Origin of the sequence: Pedobacter chinensis (assembly GCF_003339865.1) — a bacterium.
Classification (GTDB): Bacteria; Bacteroidota; Bacteroidia; order Sphingobacteriales; family Sphingobacteriaceae; genus Pedobacter; species Pedobacter chinensis.
Window position 1 is genome coordinate 236,597 of the sequence record NZ_QPKV01000006.1, and the last position, 23,337, is coordinate 259,933.

Annotated in this window: 22 protein-coding genes; 10 read left to right on the forward strand and 12 right to left on the reverse strand. The window is 44.2% G+C overall.

Annotated features, from left to right (window positions below; genetic code table 11):
* Nucleotides 1-715 precede the first annotated feature (715 nt).
* Nucleotides 716-970: a helix-turn-helix domain-containing protein gene (locus DU508_RS15290; RefSeq protein WP_233509643.1), complete on the reverse strand. Its 255-nt coding sequence runs from the start codon at nucleotides 968-970 to the stop codon at nucleotides 716-718.
* A gap of 648 nt (nucleotides 971-1,618) precedes the next feature.
* On the opposite strand from DU508_RS15290, the gene DU508_RS15295 reads away from it, so the two are divergent.
* The 3 genes from DU508_RS15295 (at nucleotide 1,619) to mnmE (ending at nucleotide 5,605) form a co-directional block, all read left to right on the forward strand.
* Nucleotides 1,619-2,371 carry a sigma factor-like helix-turn-helix DNA-binding protein gene (locus DU508_RS15295; protein WP_115403678.1) on the forward strand — a complete coding sequence of 251 codons (753 nt, stop codon included), beginning with the start codon at nucleotides 1,619-1,621 and terminating at the stop codon, nucleotides 2,369-2,371.
* 243 nt (nucleotides 2,372-2,614) lie between these two features.
* Nucleotides 2,615-3,772 (forward strand): hypothetical protein, encoded by a 1,158-nt coding sequence (locus DU508_RS15300; protein WP_199562724.1) that lies wholly within the window; start codon nucleotides 2,615-2,617, stop codon nucleotides 3,770-3,772.
* Nucleotides 3,773-4,246: 474 nt separating this feature from the next.
* A complete protein-coding gene (mnmE, locus tag DU508_RS15305) occupies nucleotides 4,247-5,605 on the forward strand; it encodes a tRNA uridine-5-carboxymethylaminomethyl(34) synthesis GTPase MnmE (protein WP_115403679.1) in 1,359 nt (452 codons plus the stop codon).
* A gap of 677 nt (nucleotides 5,606-6,282) precedes the next feature.
* On the opposite strand, the gene DU508_RS24330 is transcribed toward mnmE, so the two are convergent.
* A complete protein-coding gene (locus DU508_RS24330) occupies nucleotides 6,283-6,432 on the reverse strand; it encodes a hypothetical protein (RefSeq protein WP_115403680.1) in 150 nt (49 codons plus the stop codon).
* Nucleotides 6,433-6,496: 64 nt separating this feature from the next.
* Entirely contained in the window at nucleotides 6,497-6,817 is a 321-nt protein-coding gene (locus tag DU508_RS15315; protein ID WP_115403681.1) for a cupin domain-containing protein, read from the reverse strand.
* 162 nt (nucleotides 6,818-6,979) lie between these two features.
* Here DU508_RS15315 and DU508_RS15320 point away from each other — a divergent pair, with 162 nt between their 5' ends.
* Nucleotides 6,980-7,243 carry a hypothetical protein gene (locus DU508_RS15320; protein ID WP_115403682.1) on the forward strand — a complete coding sequence of 88 codons (264 nt, stop codon included), beginning with the start codon at nucleotides 6,980-6,982 and terminating at the stop codon, nucleotides 7,241-7,243.
* A 320-nt stretch (nucleotides 7,244-7,563) separates the two neighbouring features.
* Here the strand turns inward: DU508_RS15320 and DU508_RS23730 are convergent, their stop codons facing one another.
* On the reverse strand, nucleotides 7,564-7,917 hold the full coding sequence (locus DU508_RS23730; RefSeq protein WP_147273638.1) for a hypothetical protein: 354 nt from the start codon (nucleotides 7,915-7,917) through the stop codon (nucleotides 7,564-7,566).
* A gap of 25 nt (nucleotides 7,918-7,942) precedes the next feature.
* The gene (locus DU508_RS24415; RefSeq protein ID WP_449415924.1) at nucleotides 7,943-8,338 is read right to left on the reverse strand and encodes a hypothetical protein; all 396 of its coding nucleotides are present in this window, start codon (nucleotides 8,336-8,338) and stop codon (nucleotides 7,943-7,945) included.
* Here DU508_RS24415 and DU508_RS15330 point away from each other — a divergent pair.
* Entirely contained in the window at nucleotides 8,276-8,818 is a 543-nt protein-coding gene (locus DU508_RS15330; RefSeq protein WP_233509645.1) for an exodeoxyribonuclease III, read from the forward strand. The two genes, DU508_RS24415 and DU508_RS15330, sit on opposite strands and share 63 nt — an antisense overlap.
* Nucleotides 8,819-8,852: 34 nt before the next feature.
* On the opposite strand, the gene uvrA is transcribed toward DU508_RS15330, so the two are convergent.
* Nucleotides 8,853-11,405, reverse strand: a complete 2,553-nt coding sequence (gene uvrA, locus DU508_RS15335) for an excinuclease ABC subunit UvrA (RefSeq protein WP_233509646.1) — start codon at nucleotides 11,403-11,405, stop codon at nucleotides 8,853-8,855.
* A gap of 741 nt (nucleotides 11,406-12,146) precedes the next feature.
* Between uvrA and DU508_RS15340 the strand changes: the two genes are divergently transcribed.
* Nucleotides 12,147-13,169, forward strand: coding sequence for an LLM class flavin-dependent oxidoreductase (locus DU508_RS15340; protein ID WP_115403685.1), 1,023 nt, complete (start codon nucleotides 12,147-12,149; stop codon nucleotides 13,167-13,169).
* A gap of 50 nt (nucleotides 13,170-13,219) precedes the next feature.
* On the opposite strand, the gene DU508_RS15345 is transcribed toward DU508_RS15340, so the two are convergent.
* Nucleotides 13,220-13,507, reverse strand: a complete 288-nt coding sequence (locus DU508_RS15345; protein ID WP_147273639.1) for a hypothetical protein — start codon at nucleotides 13,505-13,507, stop codon at nucleotides 13,220-13,222.
* 169 nt (nucleotides 13,508-13,676) lie between these two features.
* The gene (locus tag DU508_RS15350) at nucleotides 13,677-15,605 is read right to left on the reverse strand and encodes an LTA synthase family protein (protein WP_115403687.1); all 1,929 of its coding nucleotides are present in this window, start codon (nucleotides 15,603-15,605) and stop codon (nucleotides 13,677-13,679) included.
* Nucleotides 15,606-15,726: 121 nt separating this feature from the next.
* Here DU508_RS15350 and DU508_RS15355 point away from each other — a divergent pair, with 121 nt between their 5' ends.
* Entirely contained in the window at nucleotides 15,727-16,338 is a 612-nt protein-coding gene (locus DU508_RS15355) for an HD domain-containing protein (protein ID WP_158542185.1), read from the forward strand.
* On the opposite strand, the gene DU508_RS24255 is transcribed toward DU508_RS15355, so the two are convergent.
* The 4 genes from DU508_RS24255 to DU508_RS15375 all read right to left on the reverse strand — a co-directional run bounded on the left by DU508_RS24255 (nucleotide 16,326) and on the right by DU508_RS15375 (nucleotide 19,252).
* Nucleotides 16,326-16,796, reverse strand: coding sequence for a phosphatase PAP2 family protein (locus DU508_RS24255; RefSeq protein ID WP_317047850.1), 471 nt, complete (start codon nucleotides 16,794-16,796; stop codon nucleotides 16,326-16,328). The two genes, DU508_RS15355 and DU508_RS24255, sit on opposite strands and share 13 nt — an antisense overlap.
* A gap of 77 nt (nucleotides 16,797-16,873) precedes the next feature.
* Entirely contained in the window at nucleotides 16,874-18,124 is a 1,251-nt protein-coding gene (locus DU508_RS15365; protein ID WP_115403689.1) for a sensor histidine kinase, read from the reverse strand.
* The gene (locus DU508_RS15370; RefSeq protein WP_115403690.1) at nucleotides 18,121-18,798 is read right to left on the reverse strand and encodes a response regulator transcription factor; all 678 of its coding nucleotides are present in this window, start codon (nucleotides 18,796-18,798) and stop codon (nucleotides 18,121-18,123) included. The genes DU508_RS15365 and DU508_RS15370 overlap by 4 nt, the downstream gene beginning before the upstream one ends.
* A gap of 43 nt (nucleotides 18,799-18,841) precedes the next feature.
* Nucleotides 18,842-19,252, reverse strand: a complete 411-nt coding sequence (locus DU508_RS15375; protein WP_262511027.1) for an EamA family transporter — start codon at nucleotides 19,250-19,252, stop codon at nucleotides 18,842-18,844.
* Nucleotides 19,253-19,341: 89 nt separating this feature from the next.
* Here DU508_RS15375 and DU508_RS15380 point away from each other — a divergent pair, with 89 nt between their 5' ends.
* The 3 genes from DU508_RS15380 (at nucleotide 19,342) to DU508_RS24335 (ending at nucleotide 22,975) form a co-directional block, all read left to right on the forward strand.
* The gene (locus tag DU508_RS15380; RefSeq protein ID WP_115403691.1) at nucleotides 19,342-21,759 is read left to right on the forward strand and encodes an outer membrane beta-barrel family protein; all 2,418 of its coding nucleotides are present in this window, start codon (nucleotides 19,342-19,344) and stop codon (nucleotides 21,757-21,759) included.
* A gap of 71 nt (nucleotides 21,760-21,830) precedes the next feature.
* Entirely contained in the window at nucleotides 21,831-22,601 is a 771-nt protein-coding gene (locus tag DU508_RS15385; protein WP_115403692.1) for a phosphatase PAP2 family protein, read from the forward strand.
* Between the two features lie 71 nt (nucleotides 22,602-22,672).
* Nucleotides 22,673-22,975: a response regulator gene (locus DU508_RS24335; RefSeq protein ID WP_115403693.1), complete on the forward strand. Its 303-nt coding sequence runs from the start codon at nucleotides 22,673-22,675 to the stop codon at nucleotides 22,973-22,975.
* The last annotated feature ends 362 nt before the right edge of the window (nucleotides 22,976-23,337 follow it).

A 23,337-nucleotide genomic window follows, 5' to 3' on the forward strand; every position in this document is an offset into this window, starting at 1 on the left:
AAATGCTTGTCAATCCGACAATTTGTTTTCAGGAGACAACAAATCTCGACCAGCGAGTTTTCGGCAGGTGATGACACCAGCCGATAGACAAAATTTATTCTTCTGCTCTATGCCGCAGGGCATCAAACTTTTGAGGCATCAAATTATGCAAAAATGCTTGTCAATCCGGCAATTTGCTTTCAGGAGACAACAAATCTCGACCAGTGAGTTTTCGGCAGGTGATGACACCAGCCGATAGACAAAATTTATTCTTCTGCTCTATGCCGCAGGGCATCAAACTTTTGAGGCATCAAATTATGCAAAAATGCTTGTCAATCCGGCAATGTGCTTTCAGGGGACAACAAATCTCGACCAGCGAGTTTTCGGCAGGTGATGACACCAGCCGATAGACAAAAATTTATTCTTCTGCTCTATGCCGCAGGGCATCAAACTTTTGAGGCATCAAATTATGCAAAAATGCTTGCCAATCCGGCAATTTGCTTTCAGGGGACAACAAATCTCGACCAGCGAGTTTTCGGCAGGTGATGACACCAGCTGATAGACTAAATCAATATTTATATAGAAGATAAAAAAATGGGCAGTAAATTATTTTTAGTCTATTAATAAATCCTAATCAGAGATGATTGGGATTTTCTTTAACTTCTTTATCATTACGTTCAATACTTTGGCTAAGCACTAAATTATAAGCTGTTGGATTTGTACTTTGTTTTCCTTTCTATTTTGAATTTTCTTCAATCTTAAATGGTGATTCAGGGAAAAAATATTTCATCGAACAACCGAGAATCTCTGCTATCTTATTAAGATGGTTAAGGTTATATTTATCTGGCGTTTTGAGGCTTTCTACGTTTCCTACAAACTTTTCACTCAGTCCCATATGCACAGATAACTTGGTTTGACTAAATTTCTTTTCAAGTCTTAACTCCCGAACTTTGTCAATTACGTATTGCTCTATTTTAGATATCTCAGCCACAATCCTAAATAAAAAATATTATAAACATATTTTGCCCTGATATAACTGGGTATTTAAATTATTGTTATATATTTGAATATGAACCAAAAGGTAAAACAGGTACAAACGATTCTATTGCCTCATCCCAGGGCGGTGCTTGCTTTTGCGTTCAACACATCCTTAAAACATCCCGAATATGTTACCCATCCCATTGATTGCCCTTTTGATTATTTGTATGCATTAAAGCCTAAAAGTCCTGTTTGAGAGCGGCCGAATTCTGTTCCGTTCCTGTTTTTCATCAAATATTAAGGTTAATTGATCATGATTGGGGAGCGGACAGGGTTTTTTCCTTCAACAGGCTCAGGTTGACAGCGGAGGTAAAGGTTAAAGTGAAATTATCGCGTAAGTGGTAGATTGCCACGGTGGTGAAAGGCTTCCCCGCAAGGACAGTCTGGGTATTTGACCCGAGGTGTCTATATGCCGATCTGGTTAAAGAATCCTATGCGGTTCCTCGTGTAAAAGATAGATTGCCACAGCCGGAGAAAAACTCCTTCTTAATGACGTGAAGGAAAGCACGGGTTAATGCGGTGGCGATCATTCGACTATGGTCAGGACTACACCCAGCCCGGCAGTGAATTAATATTATGATCTAAAAAAACGATTTTTCAAATGGAAACAACGCACTCAAACGCTCAGCTTTGTATTTTTAACAAATACTATAAGCGGTATTATAATTTGTTTGCCTGGCGATGCCAGCGGGCAGTGAAGGATGATGTAGTGGGCAGTGGCATGGTACAGGATGCCTTTTTAAGAGTATGGCTTCTTCGTGATCAATTGATGGAAGACGATATTTATATTTTTCTGAAGCGACAATTAAAACAAGCGATTTTTGCCTATTACGACACTGCGAAAAATAGATTCAATGCCAATTTGTTTCGTTTCGATGAATTGGAAAACCCCGATTTCCTCTTACAGGTTAATCCTGATGAAGAAATGGACGACCCTTTAGGGCCGATTTGGCAGGAGGATATTGAATATCAGAATCAATGGGCGCAATTACAACAACTCATTCCAAATCTATCTGAAACTCAGCAACAGCTAATTCAGCTTTGTATCAGATATAACTTTAGTTATGATCGGATGGCGTATTATTTAGGGGGAATATCTGATTATGTGGTGGCTAAACAGGTAGAGGTGCTATTGAAGAAGCTCAAAAGCATTTTAACTGAAGATTACAAACTGCAAGAGGCTGGCCGAAAAAACAGTTTCACTTTTGATGGGTCTTTGGATGAACTACAAAAAAATGTAATGCAAATGCGTTATGAATTACAATATAGCTTTGAGGAGATTGCCAAAAAATTAGATATCGCGGAGCCACAGGTAAAGCTTGCCTATGCACGAGCCTGCAGGATGTGTATATAAAAATATGTCATTGCCTGTTGGTAAAGATGATAGTTTAGCTTAGAGGCTGTTTGTAAAGCCGTAGGGTGCGACCATATGTTGTACGCACTAAGATTTGATGTTGAGGAGTAGATTAGTGGGGTATAAATCATACAACAAAAATCCTGTTTAGTAGTAGTTTTTACAGGGACAAAATTTACTGGAAGTATAAGTTATACATCATTAACCAGTTTATTTTAAATCTGGTTTTATCGTGTGTTAATTATGATTGGGATATTTAATACAAACCAATATTCTCCAATCCATTCATCATTATTTATCACTGTTATGGCAGAAACTAAAAACACGATGTTATTAACACGTAAAATACAGTTGTTTATTAATTGTAATCGGGCAGAGGAGATTGAAATTCACAGAAAAAAGCTATATAGATGGCGTTATATTACCTTTAGGGCACTAAATATGGTAACCAGTCATTTATTTGTACAGGAACAACTTAAAGATTTTTTTTATTTCACACAGGATTTTCATTTAAAACTAAAAGATGAAATAAAAGGAGATGGGGGTGTATTAAATACATCGAAATTAAATACGTCTATGAGATTACTCTCGAAGTTATTTAAAGGTGAAATCCCTAATGATATTTTATGTTGTTTAAATCATGAGTTATGTTCGTTATTTAATAAAGAGCTTAAAGCATACAGGAATGGTGAAAGATCATTACGGAATTACCAACGCAAGCAACCAATGCCATTTAAGGGGCGTAGCATTAAAGTACTTAAACCAGAAGATCGTGAATTTACTTTTACACTATTTAAAATCCCATTTCGTACCTATCTTGGCAAAGATAAAGAGAAAAGGAAATTATTAGCAGAAGTATTACAAGGGAAGACTAAACTTTGCACCAGCCATATTTCAATGGATAAAGGCAAAATTTTTATGATGGCTACTTTTGAAGTAGCTAAACAAAATTTGCCACTGGATGATATGATTATCGCCGAAGCATCGTTATCTGTTAATTATCCTATTACCCTCAAAATTGATGATGAACAATACATCATTGGAAATAAAGAAGAATTTTTACATAGGCGTTTAGCTATTCAGGCAGCAAGATTGAGGACTTTAAAAGGTTCAACCTTTAATCGGGGTGGTCATGGTTACAGGCGTAAAATTAAAGCTGCTGATTGTTACAATGGTTTGGAAGAACGGTATATTGACCACAAATTGCATCTTTACAGCAAGCGCCTGATTGATTTGTGTATGAATAAAAGAGCTGCTACCTTAATTCTGATCAATCAACAAGAAAAAGAGGAAATAGCAAAGCAAGATGAGTTTCTGCTGCAAAACTGGAGTTATTTTAGTCTGAAAGAAAAGATCACGTATAAGGCGAGGTTAATAGGGATAACAGTTGTTGTGGAATAACATTTTGAGGTGAGCATCAAGTATTAATATTGGTAATCCTCGCATTGTGACTCTTCTGTGGATTATAATCAATTAGGGGAGATCGCAAATCTGAACCAGCAGTGTTTTCAGGTAAAAGTTCCTTTTAAGAGAGGGAATTATTCAATGACCAAAGCTTTACGACAACCCAAGCCGGTATAATATGTTGAAATCGATTTGGCGTTAAGGCTCTCGCATAAAAGGTAGATTGCTTCGATTACACTCAAGCCATTATGGAATGTATTTATTGCCTAAAAAAAGCAGATTGCCACAGTGGAAAAAAACCTTCTTTGAAATGATGTCTGCCGAGAGGCTTAGGATGATAGATGTGCGGAAAGAAAAAGTGTTACGCTAGTATAATTTAAAAAGACTTGACGTTCTTGGGTAAAAAAAATTACCTTTCCCTCACGATATACCATTTAAATAACCCTTATTTTTGCGGTTCGAAAAAAGAACATGAACAATCAAGATACCATTATTGCTTTATCAACTCCATCAGGTTCAGGTGCGATCGGTGTGATTCGCTTATCAGGTCCTGAGGCTATTACCTTAACCAATTCGGTTTTTGCCGGAAAGGATCTGGAGCAACAGGCATCGCATACGTTGCACTTTGGTTTGATCAAAGATGGAGATCAACTGGTTGATGAGGTGGTGGCGGGATTATTTGTGGCGCCAAAATCATATACCAAAGAAAACGTGGTGGAAATTTCTTGTCACGGTTCAAATTATATTATTCAGCAAATCATCAATCTGCTGATCAGTAAAGGTGCAAGAGCTGCAAAGCCGGGCGAATTTACATTGCGGGCATTTTTAAACGGTGCTTTTGATTTAAGTCAGGCGGAAGCCGTTGCTGATTTAATCGCATCAAATTCTAAAGCTTCGCATGATGTGGCCATGCAACAAATGCGTGGTGGTTTCGCCAATGAACTGAAAGCTTTAAGAGAGCAATTGATTCATTTTGCTTCGATGATTGAACTTGAACTTGATTTTGCTGAAGAAGATGTTGAATTTGCCAACCGGGATCAGCTTAAAAACCTGGTCAATAAAATCAATCCTATTTTACGCCGGTTAATTTCTTCTTTTGAACTGGGTAATGTTATTAAAAATGGTGTTCCAATCGTGATTGCCGGAAAGCCCAATGTTGGGAAATCAACGCTGTTAAATGCGCTCTTGAATGAAGAAAGAGCCATTGTTTCAGATATCGCCGGAACGACCCGCGACACCATTGAGGATGAATTGACCATAGGTGGAATAGTTTTCCGTTTTATCGATACCGCAGGAATCCGCGATACGGCTGACATTATCGAAGCATTGGGTGTGGAAAGAACGCTTGAGAAAATGAAACAAGCCAGGTTGATTATTTATATGGCGGATGCAGTCCAGAGTGTTGAAGAAATAGAAGAACAGGTAAGGGGATTGAAGCAATTGGAAATTCCATATCTGGTGATCATAAACAAAGCTGACTTAATTTCCACAGAACAACGAAAGGCTTTTGAAAAACTCAATGTGGTGTTCATTGCTGCAAAAGAAAAGCAGGGTATCGACGAGCTCAAAACAACATTATTGGAGCAGGTTAATCTCCATCATATCAATACGAACGAAACTTTAGTCACGAATATCCGCCATGTAGAGGCATTAAAACAAACCGAAAATGCTTTGCAACGTGTGCTGGATAATGTGGATAATCCCGTTACTTCTGATTTCTTAGCGATGGATATTAAACAGGCATTGCACTATCTGGGTGAAATTACCGGGACAGTAACCACTGATGATTTATTGGAGAATATATTTACTAAGTTTTGTATCGGGAAATAGGCACGCAAAACGCCGCATAAAACTCACACAAGAAAACATAATAAACCACTTAAAATCAGTAATTTAAGTGGTTTTTTTCTTTGTGAAAAATTTGGATTCATCACGTTATTTTGAGTAAATTTGTCCCATGGTTGTCCCCCGAGGCACGGTTTGTCCCCCATTGCCGAAATAGGGGGCGACTTAACTCGACAAAAACGTACACTTTCATACATAATCATCCAAAACCGGGCGGAATTACTGGCGAATTATTCCTGATCAAAATGGCCACTCGTTTCGCTCCAAAATGTGCACTGATTACCGTTTAAAGTGTGCAGTTGGCTGATTTTTAGCGTTTTTAAACTTCGTTTTCAGGCTTCCGGACTTCTGTCAACTCCATAACAAAATGCGCTGCAGATGCCTTAAAATCCGCTTAAAAAGAAAGTGTAGATTGTTCTGTATGATCTGGTTTAGTTGGGCTGTTTTTGAGCCTGGACGCCTTTGTATGATACCTGATGGGCCTCGCAGAGAATCAGGGAACAAAATTCTGTTCCGGAAACCTCGCAGAGCAGATATCCGCATTTAAAAACTTAAAGCTGGAATTTCGGATGAACATTTATCTTTGGGACAGATTGATTCAGATTTCCCTGCATCCAGGGAATAAAGTCGGGTGCACACTTTGGATTGAAATCCGGTGTCTACTATCCCTGAAATCCCCAGTAGTGGTGGTGCTGACCGGGATGCGTGGTCGGGAGTTCCCCGATGATCTGTCTGAGCCGGACTTCGTCCCTGGCCATCAGAGTGACATTTGCTCCACACTTGGCCAGCTCGGTGGCTATGGCAAGGCCGATGCCCTGTGAACTGCGCCGACCAGGGCGTTTTTATGGGTAAGGTCTATTTTCATGTTCCTGTCTTTTATAGTCCCCTATAGTCTTCCCTTACAGGCAGGAAGATGTCCAGCAGTTTGCAATCGGTCAGTGCGGTGCCGCTGTGTTCCACGTGAGGTGGGATGACAGCGATCATTCCGGGCGTATAAATTCTGGATTCCCCGTTAAAGGTCAGCTCGAATTCTCCTTCTCGCACTTCGGTGATCTGTTCGTGCAGGTGGCTGTGTACGGGAAGGGCCGAACCTTTGTCGACTTCCCAAAATCCCAAAGTAGAATGCTGGGTATGGACAAACCTTCCGTGAAAGCCTGGTATTACATCCTTCACGGGCAATGTTTCGATTTCGATCATGTCTGTTTTATTGATGGGACAAAATTAACGATTCAGGTTTAGATGCGGCGTGCCATTGTAAAATTATTGGGCTGTTCATGGTTTTGTTTTGTTAGATTTTTTCGTTCGGTTTCTTAAGAAAAGCTAATTTTTTCTGCTGCGCTGCCCACTTAGCTTTGGGAGATGAAAGAAACGATCGTAACGAGGGTGGCTGTAGAACTGCTGGAAAGACAGGCCGAAATTGCTGCCGGAAGGACGGGATTTGCATGCATGTACCGGATCGGCAGGCGGATATGGATCTTGCACAGGTACGTTAAGATCTGTAAGGAGAAAGGCCTCCTGCCAGAACCTGGGGTGTTTTCTATGCTTGGCGAATTTGAGCTGCTAAAGATCAAGTTCAGGGAATCTTTGGTAAACGGGAACGCGGATCTTTTCGGGCTGGATTGAGTTTGACACGGATGTTTGACAGGGCAATGACGCTGGATTGGGATTGGTGTGCTACTTTGCCTGCGAGAGCGTTAATTTAGATCAGCGGTAAACCGGGCAATGTCATGGTTTGCCGCTTTCTTTTTTTGCCTCTGGGCAGCTGGTCGCTGTAACAGGACAAGAATTCGGTCCTGAACTTTTGGGCGAAGCGTGCAATGGGACCGTACGACCGGACAGTGATCGAAAAATACCCCAGTGATAACGGCAAGAGCAACAAATAAGCGCTTATTTGATTGATACGCGATCTGAATATGCGCCGTTCCCGATTGGGACAGTTTTTTTTATGCAGGTTCGGAACGGGAGAGATAATCGGTTATGGCCGACGAAATCTCTTCGGGCAGTTCACTGCAACTGATCCTGTTCAGGGGATGTTGGGCGGAATTGTACTTTTCGATAAAGGTGCCGATCGCGGCATTGAACTTTAAATAGCCTTGCTCAAAGTAGCGCTCTTCCACTTCCCCGGCCGAATCCATCGAGCGGAAGGCGAGCGGTACGATCGTTCGTGTTTCCCTGTCGTACCTGATCCAGTGGAACTTTTCAGCAGCTGTGGCGCTTTCTGCAAGCCCGTTGCGCTTGACCTCGACGATGGCAAGGTAGAAGTTGTCCAGGAAGTAAAGGCACTCAAAAGTGGGCATGGGAGCATTTTTTTGGTTTGGAACGCTAAGATAATGCATAGGTCTTTTGTTTTGGTACCCGAGCTATCCACAGCGCATTGTGGAAATTGCCGTCCTGGAACTTTGTGCGGCTTTTTTGGTTTAGGTAAGGATGAAGATCGCTTCCTATAATATCAACGGGATCAATGGCAGGCTGCATGTACTTCTGAAGTGGCTCAAAGAGGCTGCCCCGGACGTGGTATGCCTGCAAGAGCTCAAGTGCCAGGACAGGGATTTTCCTGCCGGGGAACTTCTGAAGGCTGGTTACCATTCGATCTTCCATGGACAGAAAAGCTGAAACGGCGTTGCTATCCTGGCGAAAGAAGAAATAAGGGAGACCATGCGCGGCCTTGACGGGGATCCGGATGATACGCACTCCAGGTACATCGAAGGTTTTGTCCATGGGATGGTGATCGGCTGTCTGTACCTGCCCAATGGCAATCCGGCGCCGGGACCAAAGTTTGATTACAAGCTGGCCTGGTTCAACCGGTTTTCGGCACATGCCAAGAAACTGCTCTCTTTTGGTCTACCGGTCCTTTTGATTGGAGATTATAATGTAACTCCTACAGAACTTGATGCCTATAGGCCCGAGAAATATGTAACCAATGCGCTCTTTTTTCCGGAATCTCGCTCGGCCTATAACAAGCTGCTGAAGCAAGGGTGGACCGATGCGCTCCGCACCCTTTATCCAAATGAGCGGGTCTATACCTTTTATGATTACCTGCGAAATGCATATGGGCGCGACGCGGGGCTCAGGTTGGACCATTTTCTCTTGAACGATGTTGTTGCTGCAAGGCTGGAGTTGGGAGGGGTTGACAAACATGTTCGGGGATGGGAAAAATCCAGCGACCACTGTCCGGTCTGGATCGAACTTACCGAATAATTAAGCAGCTATGGCCGGTAACTAATAACAATTTCTAAATAATGGGATCCGTGCCCCATCTTTTACTGGAAAGGTAGGCTTTCAGGTAGGGGGCGGTCCTACTGTTCTTGTTGTTGCTGATTTCAGCAGGGGTTCCCCTGGCCACCACTTTTCCTCCCGCTGATCCGGCGCCTGGTCCGATATCGATGATGAAATCGCTTCCTGCCACCACGTGCATGTCGTGTTCAACCATGACCACCGTGTTGCCTGCATCTACAAGTCGGTTGAGCTGGGCCATGAGCCGCTCCACATCACTTGGATGAAGCCCGGTAGTCGGTTCGTCAAGGATATACAAGGTGCTCCCGTTCTGGGTGCGCTGGAGCTCGGTGGCCAGTTTGATCCGCTGCGCCTCCCCGCCAGAGAGTTCGGTGGCCGATTGGCCCAGCCGGAGATAGCCGAGCCCAACTTCTTTTACTGTTTCCAGGGCCCTGGAAATGGTGAGCTCCTTGTCAAAAAAATCACAGGCCTCGTCCACCGTAAGCCCGAGCACATCGGCAATATTTTTGTCCTTGTAGGTAACCTGAAGGGTGTCGGCATTGTAGCGCGTTCCAGAGCAGACCGGACAGGGCGTGTACACGCTGGGCAGGAACAGGAGCTCTACCATGACCTGGCCCTCGCCCTGGCAATTGGCGCACCTTCCCTTGGCAACGTTGAAGGAAAAGCGCCCGGCATCGTAGCGTTTTTTCTTGGCGGCTGGCGTGCCGGCGAAAAGTTTTCTTACCGGGTCAAAAAGATCGGTATAGGTGGCAAGGTTGCTTCTTAGGGTCCGGCCGATCGGTTTCTGGTCGACCAATACCAGGCGTTTTATGCCCTTGAGCCCTCCGATGAGCTGGCCACGGGCATTAGCTGGGGCCTGCTGCTCGAGCAGGTCCGTTCCGCTTTCGGGCGCTGTCACTTCCAGCTTTTGTCCAAGGGCGGCGCTGACCAGTTCGACCAGTACCTGGGAGACAAGGCTGCTCTTTCCGGATCCGGAAATGCCCGTTACGCTGGTCATTGCCCCGATCGGGATGGCTACGCTAAGGTCCTTCAGGTTATTCTTGTGAACGCCTTCCAGTTCAAGCCATTGTTCCGGCTTTCTTTCGGGTTTGTCTTTTGCTTTGGCAGATTGTGTTTCGGGATAGAGATAGCCCGCGGTGACGGACTCTCGGCAGTCCCTGATCTTTGCCGCTGGGCCATTGTAGATCACCTTTCCACCATTTTCGCCCGCGCCTAGGCCGATGTCCACGATCCAGTCGGCATGGCGGATCACTTCGATCTCGTGCTCGACCACAAAAATCGAGTTGCCGTCCTGTTTTAACCGGTCCAGAATGTTGAGCAGCGCTTTGGTGTCTGCTGGATGAAGGCCTGCCGATGGTTCGTCCAGCACATAGACGACGCCGAAGAGATTGGAGTGGACCTGGGTAGCCAGCCTGAGCCGCTGCAGTTCTCCGGGAGAAAGCGTTGGGGTGCTCCGTTCCAGGGTGAGATAGCCCAGCCCAAGTTCGAGCATCACCTCGATCCGTGCATCAAGGTCCGCCGCGATCCGCTGGGTAACCAGTTTCTTTTCCAGGTGATCGGTATTCGGATTATCTTTTTTGGAAACTGGTCTTGCATAAGGGCCAAAGAGCTGCTGAAGTTCTTTGAGCGGTTTTCTATTGATCTCGGCGATGTCCATTCCCTCAAATTTTACCGATAGGGCCTGCTTCTTCAGCCGTTTGCCCCCGCACACCGGACATTCGCTTCCGGTCATGAAAGAGAGTGCCCGCTTTTTCATCAGCTGGCTCTGGCTGGTGGCAAAGGTCTGCAGTACATATCTTTTGGCACCGATAAAGGTGCCCATGTAGTCGAACTGTTTTTTCGCTTTAATGGCCCGCTGCACCTCCTCTTTGGTGTAGCCAGGATAGACGGGGACCGAGGGCGACTCTTCGGTATACAGGATCCAGTCGCGTTCCTTTTTGGGAAGCTCCTTCCATGGGATGTCCACATCGATGCCCATGGTCGTCAAGATATCCCGCTGGTTCTGGCCCTGCCAGGCGGTAGGCCAGGAAGCGATCGCGCGTTCTCGGATGGTCTTCGAGTCGTCGGGCACCATGCTCTTTTCGGTCACCTCGTATATTTTTCCAAGGCCATGGCAGTTTTCACAGGCACCTTCCGGTGTATTTGGTGAAAAGCCTTCGGCATAGATGATGCCCTGTCCCTTTGGATAATCGCCTGCCCTGGAATAGAGCATCCGGAGCAGGTTGGAAAGGGTGGTTACGCTGCCCACGCTCGAGCGCGCAGATGCACCGCCGCGCCGCTGCTGCAGGGCCACTGCAGGGGGGAGGCCCGAAATGCTGTCCACCTCGGGAATGGACATCTGGTTGAAAAGCCGCCTTGCATAAAGTGACACCGATTCCAGGTACCTGCGCTGGGCCTCGGCGTAGAGCGTGCCAAAGGCGAGCGAAGATTTTCCCGATCCCGATACCCCGGTAAAGACCACTAATTTATCCCTTGGGATTTCAAGATCTATGTTTTTCAGGTTGTGTTCCCTTGCGCCCTTGATGATAATGTTGGATGATTTTTTTTGCATTGGCATATCTTTCGAACAATCTGAATGGGTCCCTGGTTTTGCCAGATTCCACCAAGGGTTGTAAGCGCTAACCGAAGTAGTATAAGGGTCTTCTATGGATGGGCACAAATAGGCAATAGTCTTTTTTGGGAATATGTTCTGAGAGGTTTTTTAGTCTAAACAGGACACTAAGACAGTGAAATGAAACTAAATTGCTTTGGGCATACTTAAAGGGGTGATTAACTGGGGAAACCATCATTGGAAGTTAAGGGGAAAAACTATGATAGCTATCAATAATGTACGGCCACTGGATGTAGCGCAGCTGACCGATATCCTAAAAAAGATTTTCCGGCGTTTGTCAACGAAAAGCTTGGGGGCAACCTTGCGGTCGAAGTCATCCATGTCTTTGATATCGTAAATATCAGTTTTCCCGAGGTGAGCGATGGGAATGCCTATTCGTCAACCGTAGGGGAGAATGGCCTGGAGCCTACCGACCATACCGCTGAGGTACCGATAACGCCGAATCGCTGGGGAAGCACCTGGTTGAATTTCTGACCGAACAGGCGGGTTAGTACAATACATTTATTCATTGGGTAAAACATGTTGCCCAACATGCGTTTGATGTTACGAGAGCGTTAATTTAGATTAGCGGGAAGAGCCTTTGGGTTTTTCCCGCTTTTTTTTTAGATTTTGTCCGTTTTGACGGGGCGGTGACCTGAAGTCGCCGTGTGTATCGTTAACTTCGCATCACATCATCAGGTAATGAAAAAAATAGGATTTTTATCGTTCGGCCACTGGGCCGACCATCCCTCATATCAGGCAAGGACTGCAAGTGATACGTTGTTGCAGTCCATCGATCTTGCCGTTGCGGCTGAAGAGATCGGAGTGGACGGCGCTTATTTCCGGGTGCACCATTTTGCGAAACAGTTGGCCTCACCTTTTCCGCTGCTTTCTGCTATTGGGGCAAGGACCAGCAGGATCGAGATCGGGACTGGTGTCATTGACATGCGCTATGAAAACCCGTTGTATATGGTAGAGGATGCCGGGGCTGCCGACCTAATCTCTGGCGGGAGGTTGCAGCTGGGGATCAGCCGAGGTTCGCCCGAGCAGGTGATCGAGGGCTGGAGACACTTCGGTTATGCGCCTGAGGAAGGACGGAATGATGCCGATATGGGAAGGGAGAAAGCGATGGAGTTTTTGGAAAGGTTAAAGGGAGAGGGCTTTGCCCAGCCCAATCCCAATCCGATGTTTCCCAATCCGCCGGGGCTGCTTCGATTGGAACCGCATTCGGAAGGGCTGCGCGAGCGGATCTGGTGGGGAGCCGCTTCCAATGCGACCGCTGTATGGGCGGCTGAGAACGGGATGAATTTGCAGAGTTCGACGCTGAAGTTTGACGAAAACGGAAAACCCTTCCATATCCAGCAGGCCGAGCAGATCAGGTTGTATAAGGAAGCATGGAAAAAAGCCGGGCATGATCGCGAGCCAAGGGTTTCGGTTAGCCGATCGATCTTTGCACTGATGAACGATAGGGACAGGATGTATTTCGGCCAGCAGGGGAAAGGATCGGACAGTTTCGGCTACATCGAGCCTACCCAAAGGGCGGTGTTTGGCAGGGGCTATGCGGCAGAGCCTGATCAGCTAATCAGGGAACTTGCAGCGGACGAGGCGATACAGGAAGCGGATACCGTGCTTTTGACCATTCCAAATACCCTGGGGGTTGATTATAATGTTCATGTGCTTTCAGCGATTTTGGAGCACGTTGCGCCAGGGCTGGGGTGGAGGTAGGTCGAATATCTGTGATCGATCTTCGGGCCGGTGTGGTGGTGTAGGGCAGCCTAACCTTTTTTTCGTTTCCTGGGGATTCCCAAGATGATTTCTGCAAGGAACCTGTCACGGAGCTTGGCGTTTTTCTCAAGTTCGCCATTTGGAAAATGCAGGCTATAAATTTCGTCGATTTTTTTTGATTGTTGGAAAAGGTGGGCTAACTGTATATTGATTTTGCTGACTTCCTGGGTCAACGAACTTATTGTACTGGGCAGGTCGCTTAGGATTCTCTCATTGACAGATTTTTTTGACGTATCTTTCTTCATGATAATGCCGCCAGTGAAAAATGGCACCTTCATAACGGATTACCGGTGGAATATATTGATTAAGCTGTTGTAGAGAATATTGCATTAGGTACATCTAGCAATCAAATGCCTAATAAGTAAGGTGTTAGAAATTTAGTTGTCAATTAATAAGACTAACTCAGCCAAACAGAAATATAGCCGAAATGTACAGTTTCGTGAATCCTTATTTTGAAATATACTGATAGCCCCCATCAGAATATAAATAAGAGGCCAGTTGGTAGTTTGCAATTGCTTCTTCCGTCAACCATTTTTCAGATCCAATGGGTTTAGAACTTCCTGTTTTAAAGTTGGGTGCAAAGGTGCCTAACTTTTTGTTAGGATCAAGGATAACAAGCTTGTTGTTTTTGATGTATCCCAAACTTTGATAAGTACTAATGAACAATCTTTGTTGGTCATCGCCCATCTTAAATACGTCATGGCCAAAAAATTTGCTTTCATAGCTGAAGTTCAGATAGCCTAATATAGAGGGTCCGATGTCTATCTGTGCAACAAGTTTTTCGAATTTTCCAGACGTTATATGGCCTGGAGAATAGAAGATCATCGGGATATGATATTTGTCTACAGGAAGTTCCACCTTTCCTGCGCTCGATGCACAATGATCAGCTACGATAACAAACAGGGTATTTTTGAACCAAGGTTTCAGTTTCGCTTCCCTGATAAATTTGCCAATGGCATAATCTGTATATTTCACTGCCCCCTCCCTTCCCGTATGGGAAGGAATGTCGATACGCCCCTCTGGATAGGTATACGGCCTATGGTTTGAAACGGTCATGATCTGTGCAAAGAGGGGTTTGCCGTTTTTGTAGTCCCTGTCAAGTTCCCTTAACGATAAGGTAAACAGATCTTCGTCTGCCACCCCCCAAGTATTTTCATAATGGATTTCTTTAGCGGTAAGCGCATTGCGATCGGTAACCTCATAACCATTCTGTGAAAAAAACTCGTTCATGTTATCGAAATAACCATATCCGCCATAAATGAACCTGCTGTTGTAGCCTTTCGCCCTAAACACGCTGCCCAAGGTGAACAGGTTTCGATTATCCTGCCTTTTTACGATCGACTGTCCCGGCGTTGGCGGAATGCAAAGCGACAAGGCTTCAAGGCCCCGGACTGTGCGGGTTCCGGATGCATACAGGTTGGTAAACAACAGTCCCTGTGTTGCCAAAGTATCCAAGTTGGGCGTAATCCCCTGCTTACTCCCATAGCTGCCCAGAAATTCTGCACTTAAGCTTTCCACACTGATCATGACCACGTTCATCCTGTTTTCTGGCAGGGATGATTGGATTTTTCTGGTAGTGTTCCGATCCTTTGCATTTACGGGAACAAATCCTAGGTCCTTCCTCATGATCTGGACAGCTTTATCGATCGGTATAGTCTGGTAAAAGGTATCATAGTCCAATTGGTTGTGCCAAAAGGCAAAGCCAAAGTCATACATCCCGTTACCGGAAAGCTCGTTGACAAACTGGTTGCCGCTTAAGCTTTTCCATCTATGGTCTACAAGAAAGTAGGTCGCTACCGGAGCCAAAAGCAGGAGCAATGCCAGCTTCGTTCTTTGACCAAGCTTCATGGCGATTGTGGCTGAACGCCAAATCGTTTTTCGCAAAAAGTAGGTTGTAGCAGTAGAGATGACAAGCAATGTGGTCAATGCAGTTCCAACGGGATATGATTGGCGAATATTTCCGATGACCTCGGTGGTATAGATCAGGTAATCTACGGCAATAAAATTATAGCGGACGGAAAATTCATCCCAGAATATAAATTCGGATACCGCATTAAAAAAAAGGGTTAGGACGACTATAAAAAAATAGGTCAAGAGCAGGGCCTTGTTCAGTCCCCTGGTATACCATCTGGAGGGAAAAACCCAAAGGTAGATGACAAGTGGTATGCAGGCGTACGAAGCGGCGGATAGGTCGTAGAGCAGCCCGATCAGAAATACCTTAAAAAGATTCAGGTTCGACCATTCGAAAGTAGCTGCAGAATAGGCCAGCAGGAAGATCCGGGTGAGCAATGAAATACTACAAAGTAGAATTGCCGCCAAGAATACCGGACCAAACCTGTATTGAAAAAGAGTCTTTATTTTTTTTAATCTGTTCATTACTGTCTACCTTTTTTGGCCAGCGGCCAAAGCTAGGTTTGAATTCTGAAGAGAATCTGAACTTTGGCACTTCAATATTGCTACAGATTCTAGGTGTACTCTTGTATACATCATGGATTTTATGGACTTAAATCATATCGTTGAGCTTTCCAGCCGTTTCGTTACCGATCTTTTTGCAGAAGAGCTTAGTGTACAGCTGAGTTTCCATAGCGCATATCATACTGGAAATGTGGTGATTGCCGCGGAGGAAATTGGGCTAAATGCTGGCCTGTCTACTGAAGAACTTGATCTCGTTGCAATTGCCGCATGGTTCCATGATACAGGCTACACCAGGGGCTATTCGGGACATGAGCAACTGAGCGTGATCATTGCACGGGACTTTCTGGCTGACAATGGCCTGGATGCACAGCGGATAGAAAAGATTACCTCATGTATCCTGGCCACGGTATTTCCCCAACGTCCAAAAAATAAACTGGAAATGGTTCTCTGCGATGCCGATTTTTACCATTTTTCTAGGGACGATTATCCAGGATTTGAAGTTTCGCTACGCAAGGAATGGGAAACCTGCTTAAACCTTCACTATACCGATGAACAATGGAATGCGCTCAACCTTGAAATGCTTACCAATCACCAGTACTTTACCGTTTATGGCAAAACCGTTCTACAGGAAAGAAAACAGCGGAACATCGATCAGCTAAAAATGGTGGTCGCAGGAAACGCTCAAAGCCTATAGCCAAAATGATGGTTTTGATAATCTGGGCTAAAACTAAGGTGCCGGGGGTGGCCAGCTCCGCTGATTAATCTTTTAAGATGGGGATAGGCCAGGTAACCGAGCTTTGTCGAGGCAATCCCAGATCCGGCACCCGCCACGACATCACTAAACCAATGTTTGTTGTTGTATAACCTTAGCGTTCCAGTTGCAGCCGCAACAAAGTATCCCGCATATCCGATCCATGGAGATTTGTACCTGAACTCCTGGTAAAGGAATTTCGGCAGTTGCAAAAGCCGATGCGGTATGGCCAGAGGGAAAGGAATTGGATCCAGAAGTATCGGGCCGCAGCCTTCCAACTCCCCGTTTAACAAAATGAGTTGAAAGTCCCATGACCGCACCTTGTTGGTATTTAATTTCTGGGCGTGGATGGTTGTGGCAACAAACATCGGCAATGCGATCGAATGGAATATTTTTTTCATGGTACTACAAGTTTTGCTATAAAACTAATTGCAGATTATGTAGCAATTCTGTAGTGGAGATCAGAAATAGGGTTTTTTCAGAAATTAACCGAAAAACGGTGCCTACCATCAAGATAGTCATAGTGGATCGAAAAGCCGTACAAGGTACAGATCTGTTTGCTGATGGCAAGACCAAGCCCCGTTCCCTCCGAGGACGCGGACTTGGAGAACCTTTCGAACAGCCGCTGTTCCAATTGCCCGCTTTTTCCGGTGTTGGTGATCTGAAGACGATCGTTGTCAAGTATTACATCTATCTTCCCCTCGGAATTATTGTGACGGATGGCATTTGCCAACAGGTTGTTCAAAAGGATATCTGCCAGATAGCCGCTCATCCGAACAACGGATGGTTTTAGATCCGAGGATAATGCCATTCCTTCCATATCCAATAGTTCACTGAACTGGGCAATCTTATCGTCTACGAGCCTTGCCATATCAATGTCCTGGATATCTGGTATCAGGTTGTTCTCGATCTTTGCCAGCAGCAATAATGACTGGTTAAGCTTGATCAGCCTCCTGTTGGCATGATAGATATCCTTTAGGATTTCTCCCTGTGAGTCTGAAAAGGTCCCGGTCTGCAGTAGCGAATCCAGCTTTGAGTTCATGATGGCAAGTGGGGTCATCATTTCATGCGATGCATTATCCGTAAAACTTTTGAGTTCTCCGTAATCCTGACGTACCCTGGAAGCCATAGCGCCAGCAGATTCGTTAAGTTCATTAAACTCATCGATATTGGTTGGCTGCGCATTGATCTCCTCTTTTTGTGTCAGATTGAAGGCCTTCATCATGTTGAGCGTTGCATAGAATGGGCTCCATATCCGCTGTAGGACAAATCTGTTGATCAACAGCAATGAAACAAGCAGCAATATGGTCACCGCAAGGGTGATCATAAATATAAGCTGTACAAGGTCTTCTGACTCTACCCTTGATTTACTGATGGTCACCTGATAGCTTTCGCCATCGACTGCGACACTTGTAACCAGGCTTCTTCCGGGTTCGATCTCCTTTCCGGCCTCGTTGTAAAAATCGTCATAGAAAAAACTGCGTTCAATCGTCTTTCCAGCATTAAGTTTATTATAGGTTACTTTTTGGTGCAGAAAATCTCCTGGAGAGGGAAGTTTTCCGTAATTCTTTACATAGGCTTCGATCTCCTTTTCTTCGATTACCAGATCCTTGTCAAGGTCTCCGGTCAGTATAAAATGGATGGCGACATAATAGATGACCCCGGTAATCGTCAAAATAATGAACGAAGTGATCAGGTTTGCCCTATTATATTGCTGTGCCAGTTTCATATATTCTCCAGTTTATATCCTACGCCATACATTGACCTAATATAATCTTTCGCCCCAGCTTCGACCAATTTTTTTCTCAGGTTTTTGATGTGGGTATAGATAAAATCAAAATCGTCGGACATATCGATCTCATCGCCCCACAGATGTTCGGCAATGGCATTTTTGCTGATAACCTTTCCCTGGTTGGAGATAAAATAGATCAATAGGTCATATTCCTTCTTGGTAAAGTTGATGAGCTTATCGCCGATCCTGACTTCCATTGCCAGCATATCGATATTGATTTCATTGAAGGAGAGGAGATTGCTCCCACTGAAATTCTTCCTCCTTACGATCGCCATGATCCGCGCCTTAAGTTCCGAAAGATGGAACGGCTTGACCAGATAATCGTCTGCCCCCATTTCGAGGCCGCTGAGCTTATCATCAAGGGAATGGCGAGCAGATATGATCAGTACACCTTCCTGTTTATTCATCTTTTTGATTTCTGCCAGGATCTTAAGCCCATCTCCGCCCGGAAGGGTAAGGTCAAGCAGGATACAGTCATAACTATACAGGTTTATTTTTTCGATTCCGGACCAATAATCCATTGCTACCTCGCAAAGGTTCCCCTCCCCAGTCAGATAGGAAAAAATACTCTCCCTTAAGGCTTCCTCGTCTTCTATGACTAATATCTTCATGAGCTGCAAAGTAACATTTAAATTCTGTAGGAAATCAGAACTGTCAAAGGATAATGACGATGGCGCCCGAAACGATCAATGGGGCACCTATCAAGGTCTTTGCTTCTATAGGCTCCTTTAGGATCAGGAATGCCAGTCCCAGCGCAATGGCAGCGCTTAACTTATCGATTGGGGCGACCTGGGCTAAATCGCCCGTTTCCAATGCCTTGAAATAGAAGATCCAAGAAAGCCCGGTTGCAATTCCAGAGAGTCCGGGGAACAAAAGGTTATTTCTGGTCAGTGTCTTCAGCTCCCTGATATCCCCGGTTGCCAGCACGATGCCCCAAGCTATAAAAGAATTACAATGGTCCTTATTGCAGTTGCAAGGTTTCCACAGATCCCTTGATGCCGACTTTGGCCAAGATTGCCATAGCTGCAGCAAAAAGGCCGAAAGTATTGCATAAAATTTCCACATGTTGATTTCAACTTCTAATTTCCAACAGAATTGACAGTTAACTATGCATTAAAATTATCACATTCGATAATACACCATAAATTTACGTTATGATTTTTAAGAAGAAATTTTTGTTGCTCTTGTTATTGATCTTTACGGCATACTTTTCAAATGCACAAAGTGTAAAAGTTACCGTATCCGGACTTATCAGGGATGCAAAGAACAAAGCAACGATCGAATATGTAAATATCGTGGTCAAGCAGAAAGCGGACCAAAAATTTGTTACGGGAACGATCACCGATTCACTGGGGCGTTTTAAGCTTGCCGACCTTTCAGCTGGCAACTATTCGCTAGAGTTTACCATTGTCGGTTATCAGAAGAAAAGCCAGGATATTATAGTGGGCTCGCTCAATGCCTTTTTAGATCTGGGAGAAATTATCCTAACAGAAGATGCACAGACCTTGAATACCGTTAACGTTGTTGCTCAATCAAACGCAGATGGGCTTTCGGATAAGATGGACAAAAAGACATTTACCTTGGGCAACAATGTAGCACAATCTGGCGGTTCGGTTCTACAGGCTATGCAGAACCTCCCGGGTGTAACCTTGCAGGATGGCAAGATCCAGCTCCGCGGAAATGATAGGGTTGCCGTATTGGTTGATGGAAAGCAGAATGCGATGACCGGCTTTGGTACGCAGACGGGATTGGACAATATTCCTGCTTCCGCGATCGAAAGGATTGAGATCATTAATAATCCTTCATCAAAATACGACGCGAACGGCAATGCAGGAATCATCAATATCATCTATAAAAAGAACAAGCAGGAAGGATTTAACGGAAAGATTGGGTTAACTTCAGGGCTTGGCTCGCTGTGGGAAAGGAGGGAAAACCTGCCAACCATCCGTCCGCAGTTTCAGGCCACACCGAAGATCAATCCCTCGTTATCCCTCAATTACAGAAAAAACAAGCTGAACACTTTTCTGCAGGGCGATTATCTGTACACGCAGACTTTAAATCGTAACGAGTTTGCAACAAGAAGCTATAGTGATGGAACAATTATCAACCAACAGGTAAAAAGAAACAGAACAACCGATTATACTACGGTAAAAACTGGAATAGATTGGAATCCTGATGAACAGAATTCCCTTACCGTTTCGGGCTATTTTAATCGTGAAAAAATTATCGATAAAGGAGATATTCCCTACTTTAATGGCGGTATGCAGCGATTAAGATTGTGGCAGTTTTTAGAAGACGAAGTTAAATACACGGTGACTGGATCTGCCAGCTATCAGCACAGGTTTTCCCAGCCGGGCCACTCGCTTAACCTTGGCTTCAGCTACACTTGGCATAGGGAAGACGAAAAATATTTCTTTACCAACATCATGCCCACTTTTACGGGAGAGGATTCTTTTGCCCTATTATCAGATGAGCATGTTGCTGATTTTAATTTGGATTATATCAAACCGTTGAAACAGGGAAGAATTGAAATGGGCTTGAAATTTAGAAGAAGAACGATCCCGACCGACATGCAGTTTTTCCCAGGGCTCAATTCTCCCATTGATGTAAATGCTGGTGGATGGGCTGATTATAAGGAAACCATTCCCGCTGCCTACGCCAATTACGTGCTGGAGACCAATCATTTTGAAATGGAAGCGGGCTTGAGGTTTGAATATGTAAAGGTGCAGTACGATGTAAATCCCAACCACAATACCTATCAGAGCGATGGCTATGACTATGCCCGTCCATTCCCAAATCTTAGGCTCGCCTATAAGATTGATGAGCACAACAAACTTTCGATATTCTTTAACCGAAGGGTAGATCGGCCGAACGAGGTCGATATTCGCATCTTTCCAAAGTATGATGAACCTGAACTGTTAAAGGTCGGTAATCCTACCTTGCGTCCACAGTTTACCAATACCATCGAGCTTGGCTATCGCCTGAACTGGACAAAAGGGAATATCTATTCTTCACTTTACCACAAGATGATCGATGCGACCATTACAAGGATTGCTACGCAGGTTCCTGGCAATGCCATCCTTTATAATATTTTCCAGAATGCTGGAAGAAGCTATCAGACTGGAGGCGAGATTGTGCTGCAACAAGAACTCGCACCTTGGTATTCTTTCAATACCAGTGCGGCCATCTACAGGAACAAGATCAATGCATTTACGATAACCAATCGATATCCGGTTCCAACGGTCTATCATATGGCCGAAGAAAGCATTACCTCGGGAAATTTTAAGCTCAACAACATGTTCAAGCTGAAAGGACAGACACAGATCCAACTTTCAGGTGTTTACTTAGCAAAAGATATCATCCCACAGGGAACTATAGGCTCCAGGTTTTCTGTTGATCTGGGTGTTAAAAAACAGATACAGAAAGGAAAAGGTGAACTGTTCCTGAATGGGACAGATATTTTGGGCACCTTAAAGACCAAGAGAAGTATCATCGGCAACGGTTTTATCTACAACAGCACAGATTACCTTGAAACACAGGTTTTCAGGTTAGGCTATAGCTATAAGTTTTAGCGTTTCCTCCGACAGATTTACTACAGATTTCCCTTCTAGTTTCGTGACAGTTAAAGGATCACGAATAAGGAATGCGGATTTGTAGAAGGAAATTATTGCTCGCTATTTTAATTGTTGGAAATATATTCACGGCTAGTGCACAGCTCGATACCTCTGTCCTTGATAGCAATAAAGTGACGGTTGCCAAACCTAAGTTCCTAAGACAGCTTGTTGTGCCGGCAGCATTGCTCGGTTATGGAACGCTCTCGTTGGGAAGCGGTAGTTTAAGGCAGCTTGATAGGTATATCAATAATTCAACTATTGGTCAGCATGGCTATTCTGGTTCAGTTGATGATTACCTAAGATATGGCCCAATTGCCGCAGTTTATGGACTTGATATCATAGGGGTAAAGGCAAAGCATCATTTTATCGACCGTTCGGCAATGTTACTCATTTCGATGGCAATAACCAGTTCTGCGGTGACGTTTACGAAAAACAACATTTATAGGATGCGCCCAGATAGATCTGGGACAAGTTCTTTTCCCTCGTCGCACACGGCTATGGCTTTTATGGCTGCCGAATTTATGCGTCAGGAATATGGTAAAAGGTCGGTCTGGTTTAATATTGTTGGATATAGTGCTGCCACCTTTACCGATGTATTGCGCATGTACCACCATATACATTGGTTCAGTGATGTAGTCATGGGTGCTGGTTACGGTATCTTAGCGACCAGATTAGCTTACTTAGTCTATCCGTACTTAAGGAATGTTTTTTTGCCTAAGAAAAATGATAGCTTTGTAGTATTGCCAACCCCATACGATGGACATCTGGGCTTTTCGATTAAATATACATTCAAACAATAGGCACAAAATGAGATGAAAAAAATTCTGCTGGTCGACGATGATCAAGGCAACTTAGAAGTACTTTCTTTTTTATTTGCAGACGAAGGCTATCTTGTAAAGTCGCTGGAATCGCCAGGGATATTGCTTCAGTAATTGAAAGCTTCCAGCCAGAGTTGATCTTCATGGATGTAATCCTAAATGGAGATAACGGCCTTGATATCTGTCAAGCAATTAAAGAAAGCTCCTTCACTAAGCATATTAAAATAGTCATGATGACCGCATCTAATGCATTTTCGAAAGTTGAAAGGGAAACTTACCTGGCAGATTATTATATATCGAAGCCGTTTGATATTAATGAGATAGCTGCGATGGCGAAACAACTAATTGGTAAGTAGGTATTAATATACTAATCCAAGAAAATATTCTTCCAAATCAATTAACACATCTGATTTCGTACAGAAAAAACTCAGCCAACTTTTTTTAAAAATTATTGAAAAAATTGATCTGAAGATTTTTTAAGAAAGAGATGAAAAAACCACCAATCTTAAAGTTAAATTGATGTTTTAGCAGAAAATATATTTGTGGACAATAATGTAATCTACACATTATAGATAAAAAATACGCCTTTGAAATGGTTTAAATGATGTTTTTTATTTATTATAAATAATTGACTAAAAAACTCTGCCAAAACTCAGCTCAATTGCCCAAAATGACAAATATTTGATTTTCAAATATTTATGGGCTTTTTATTTTAAAA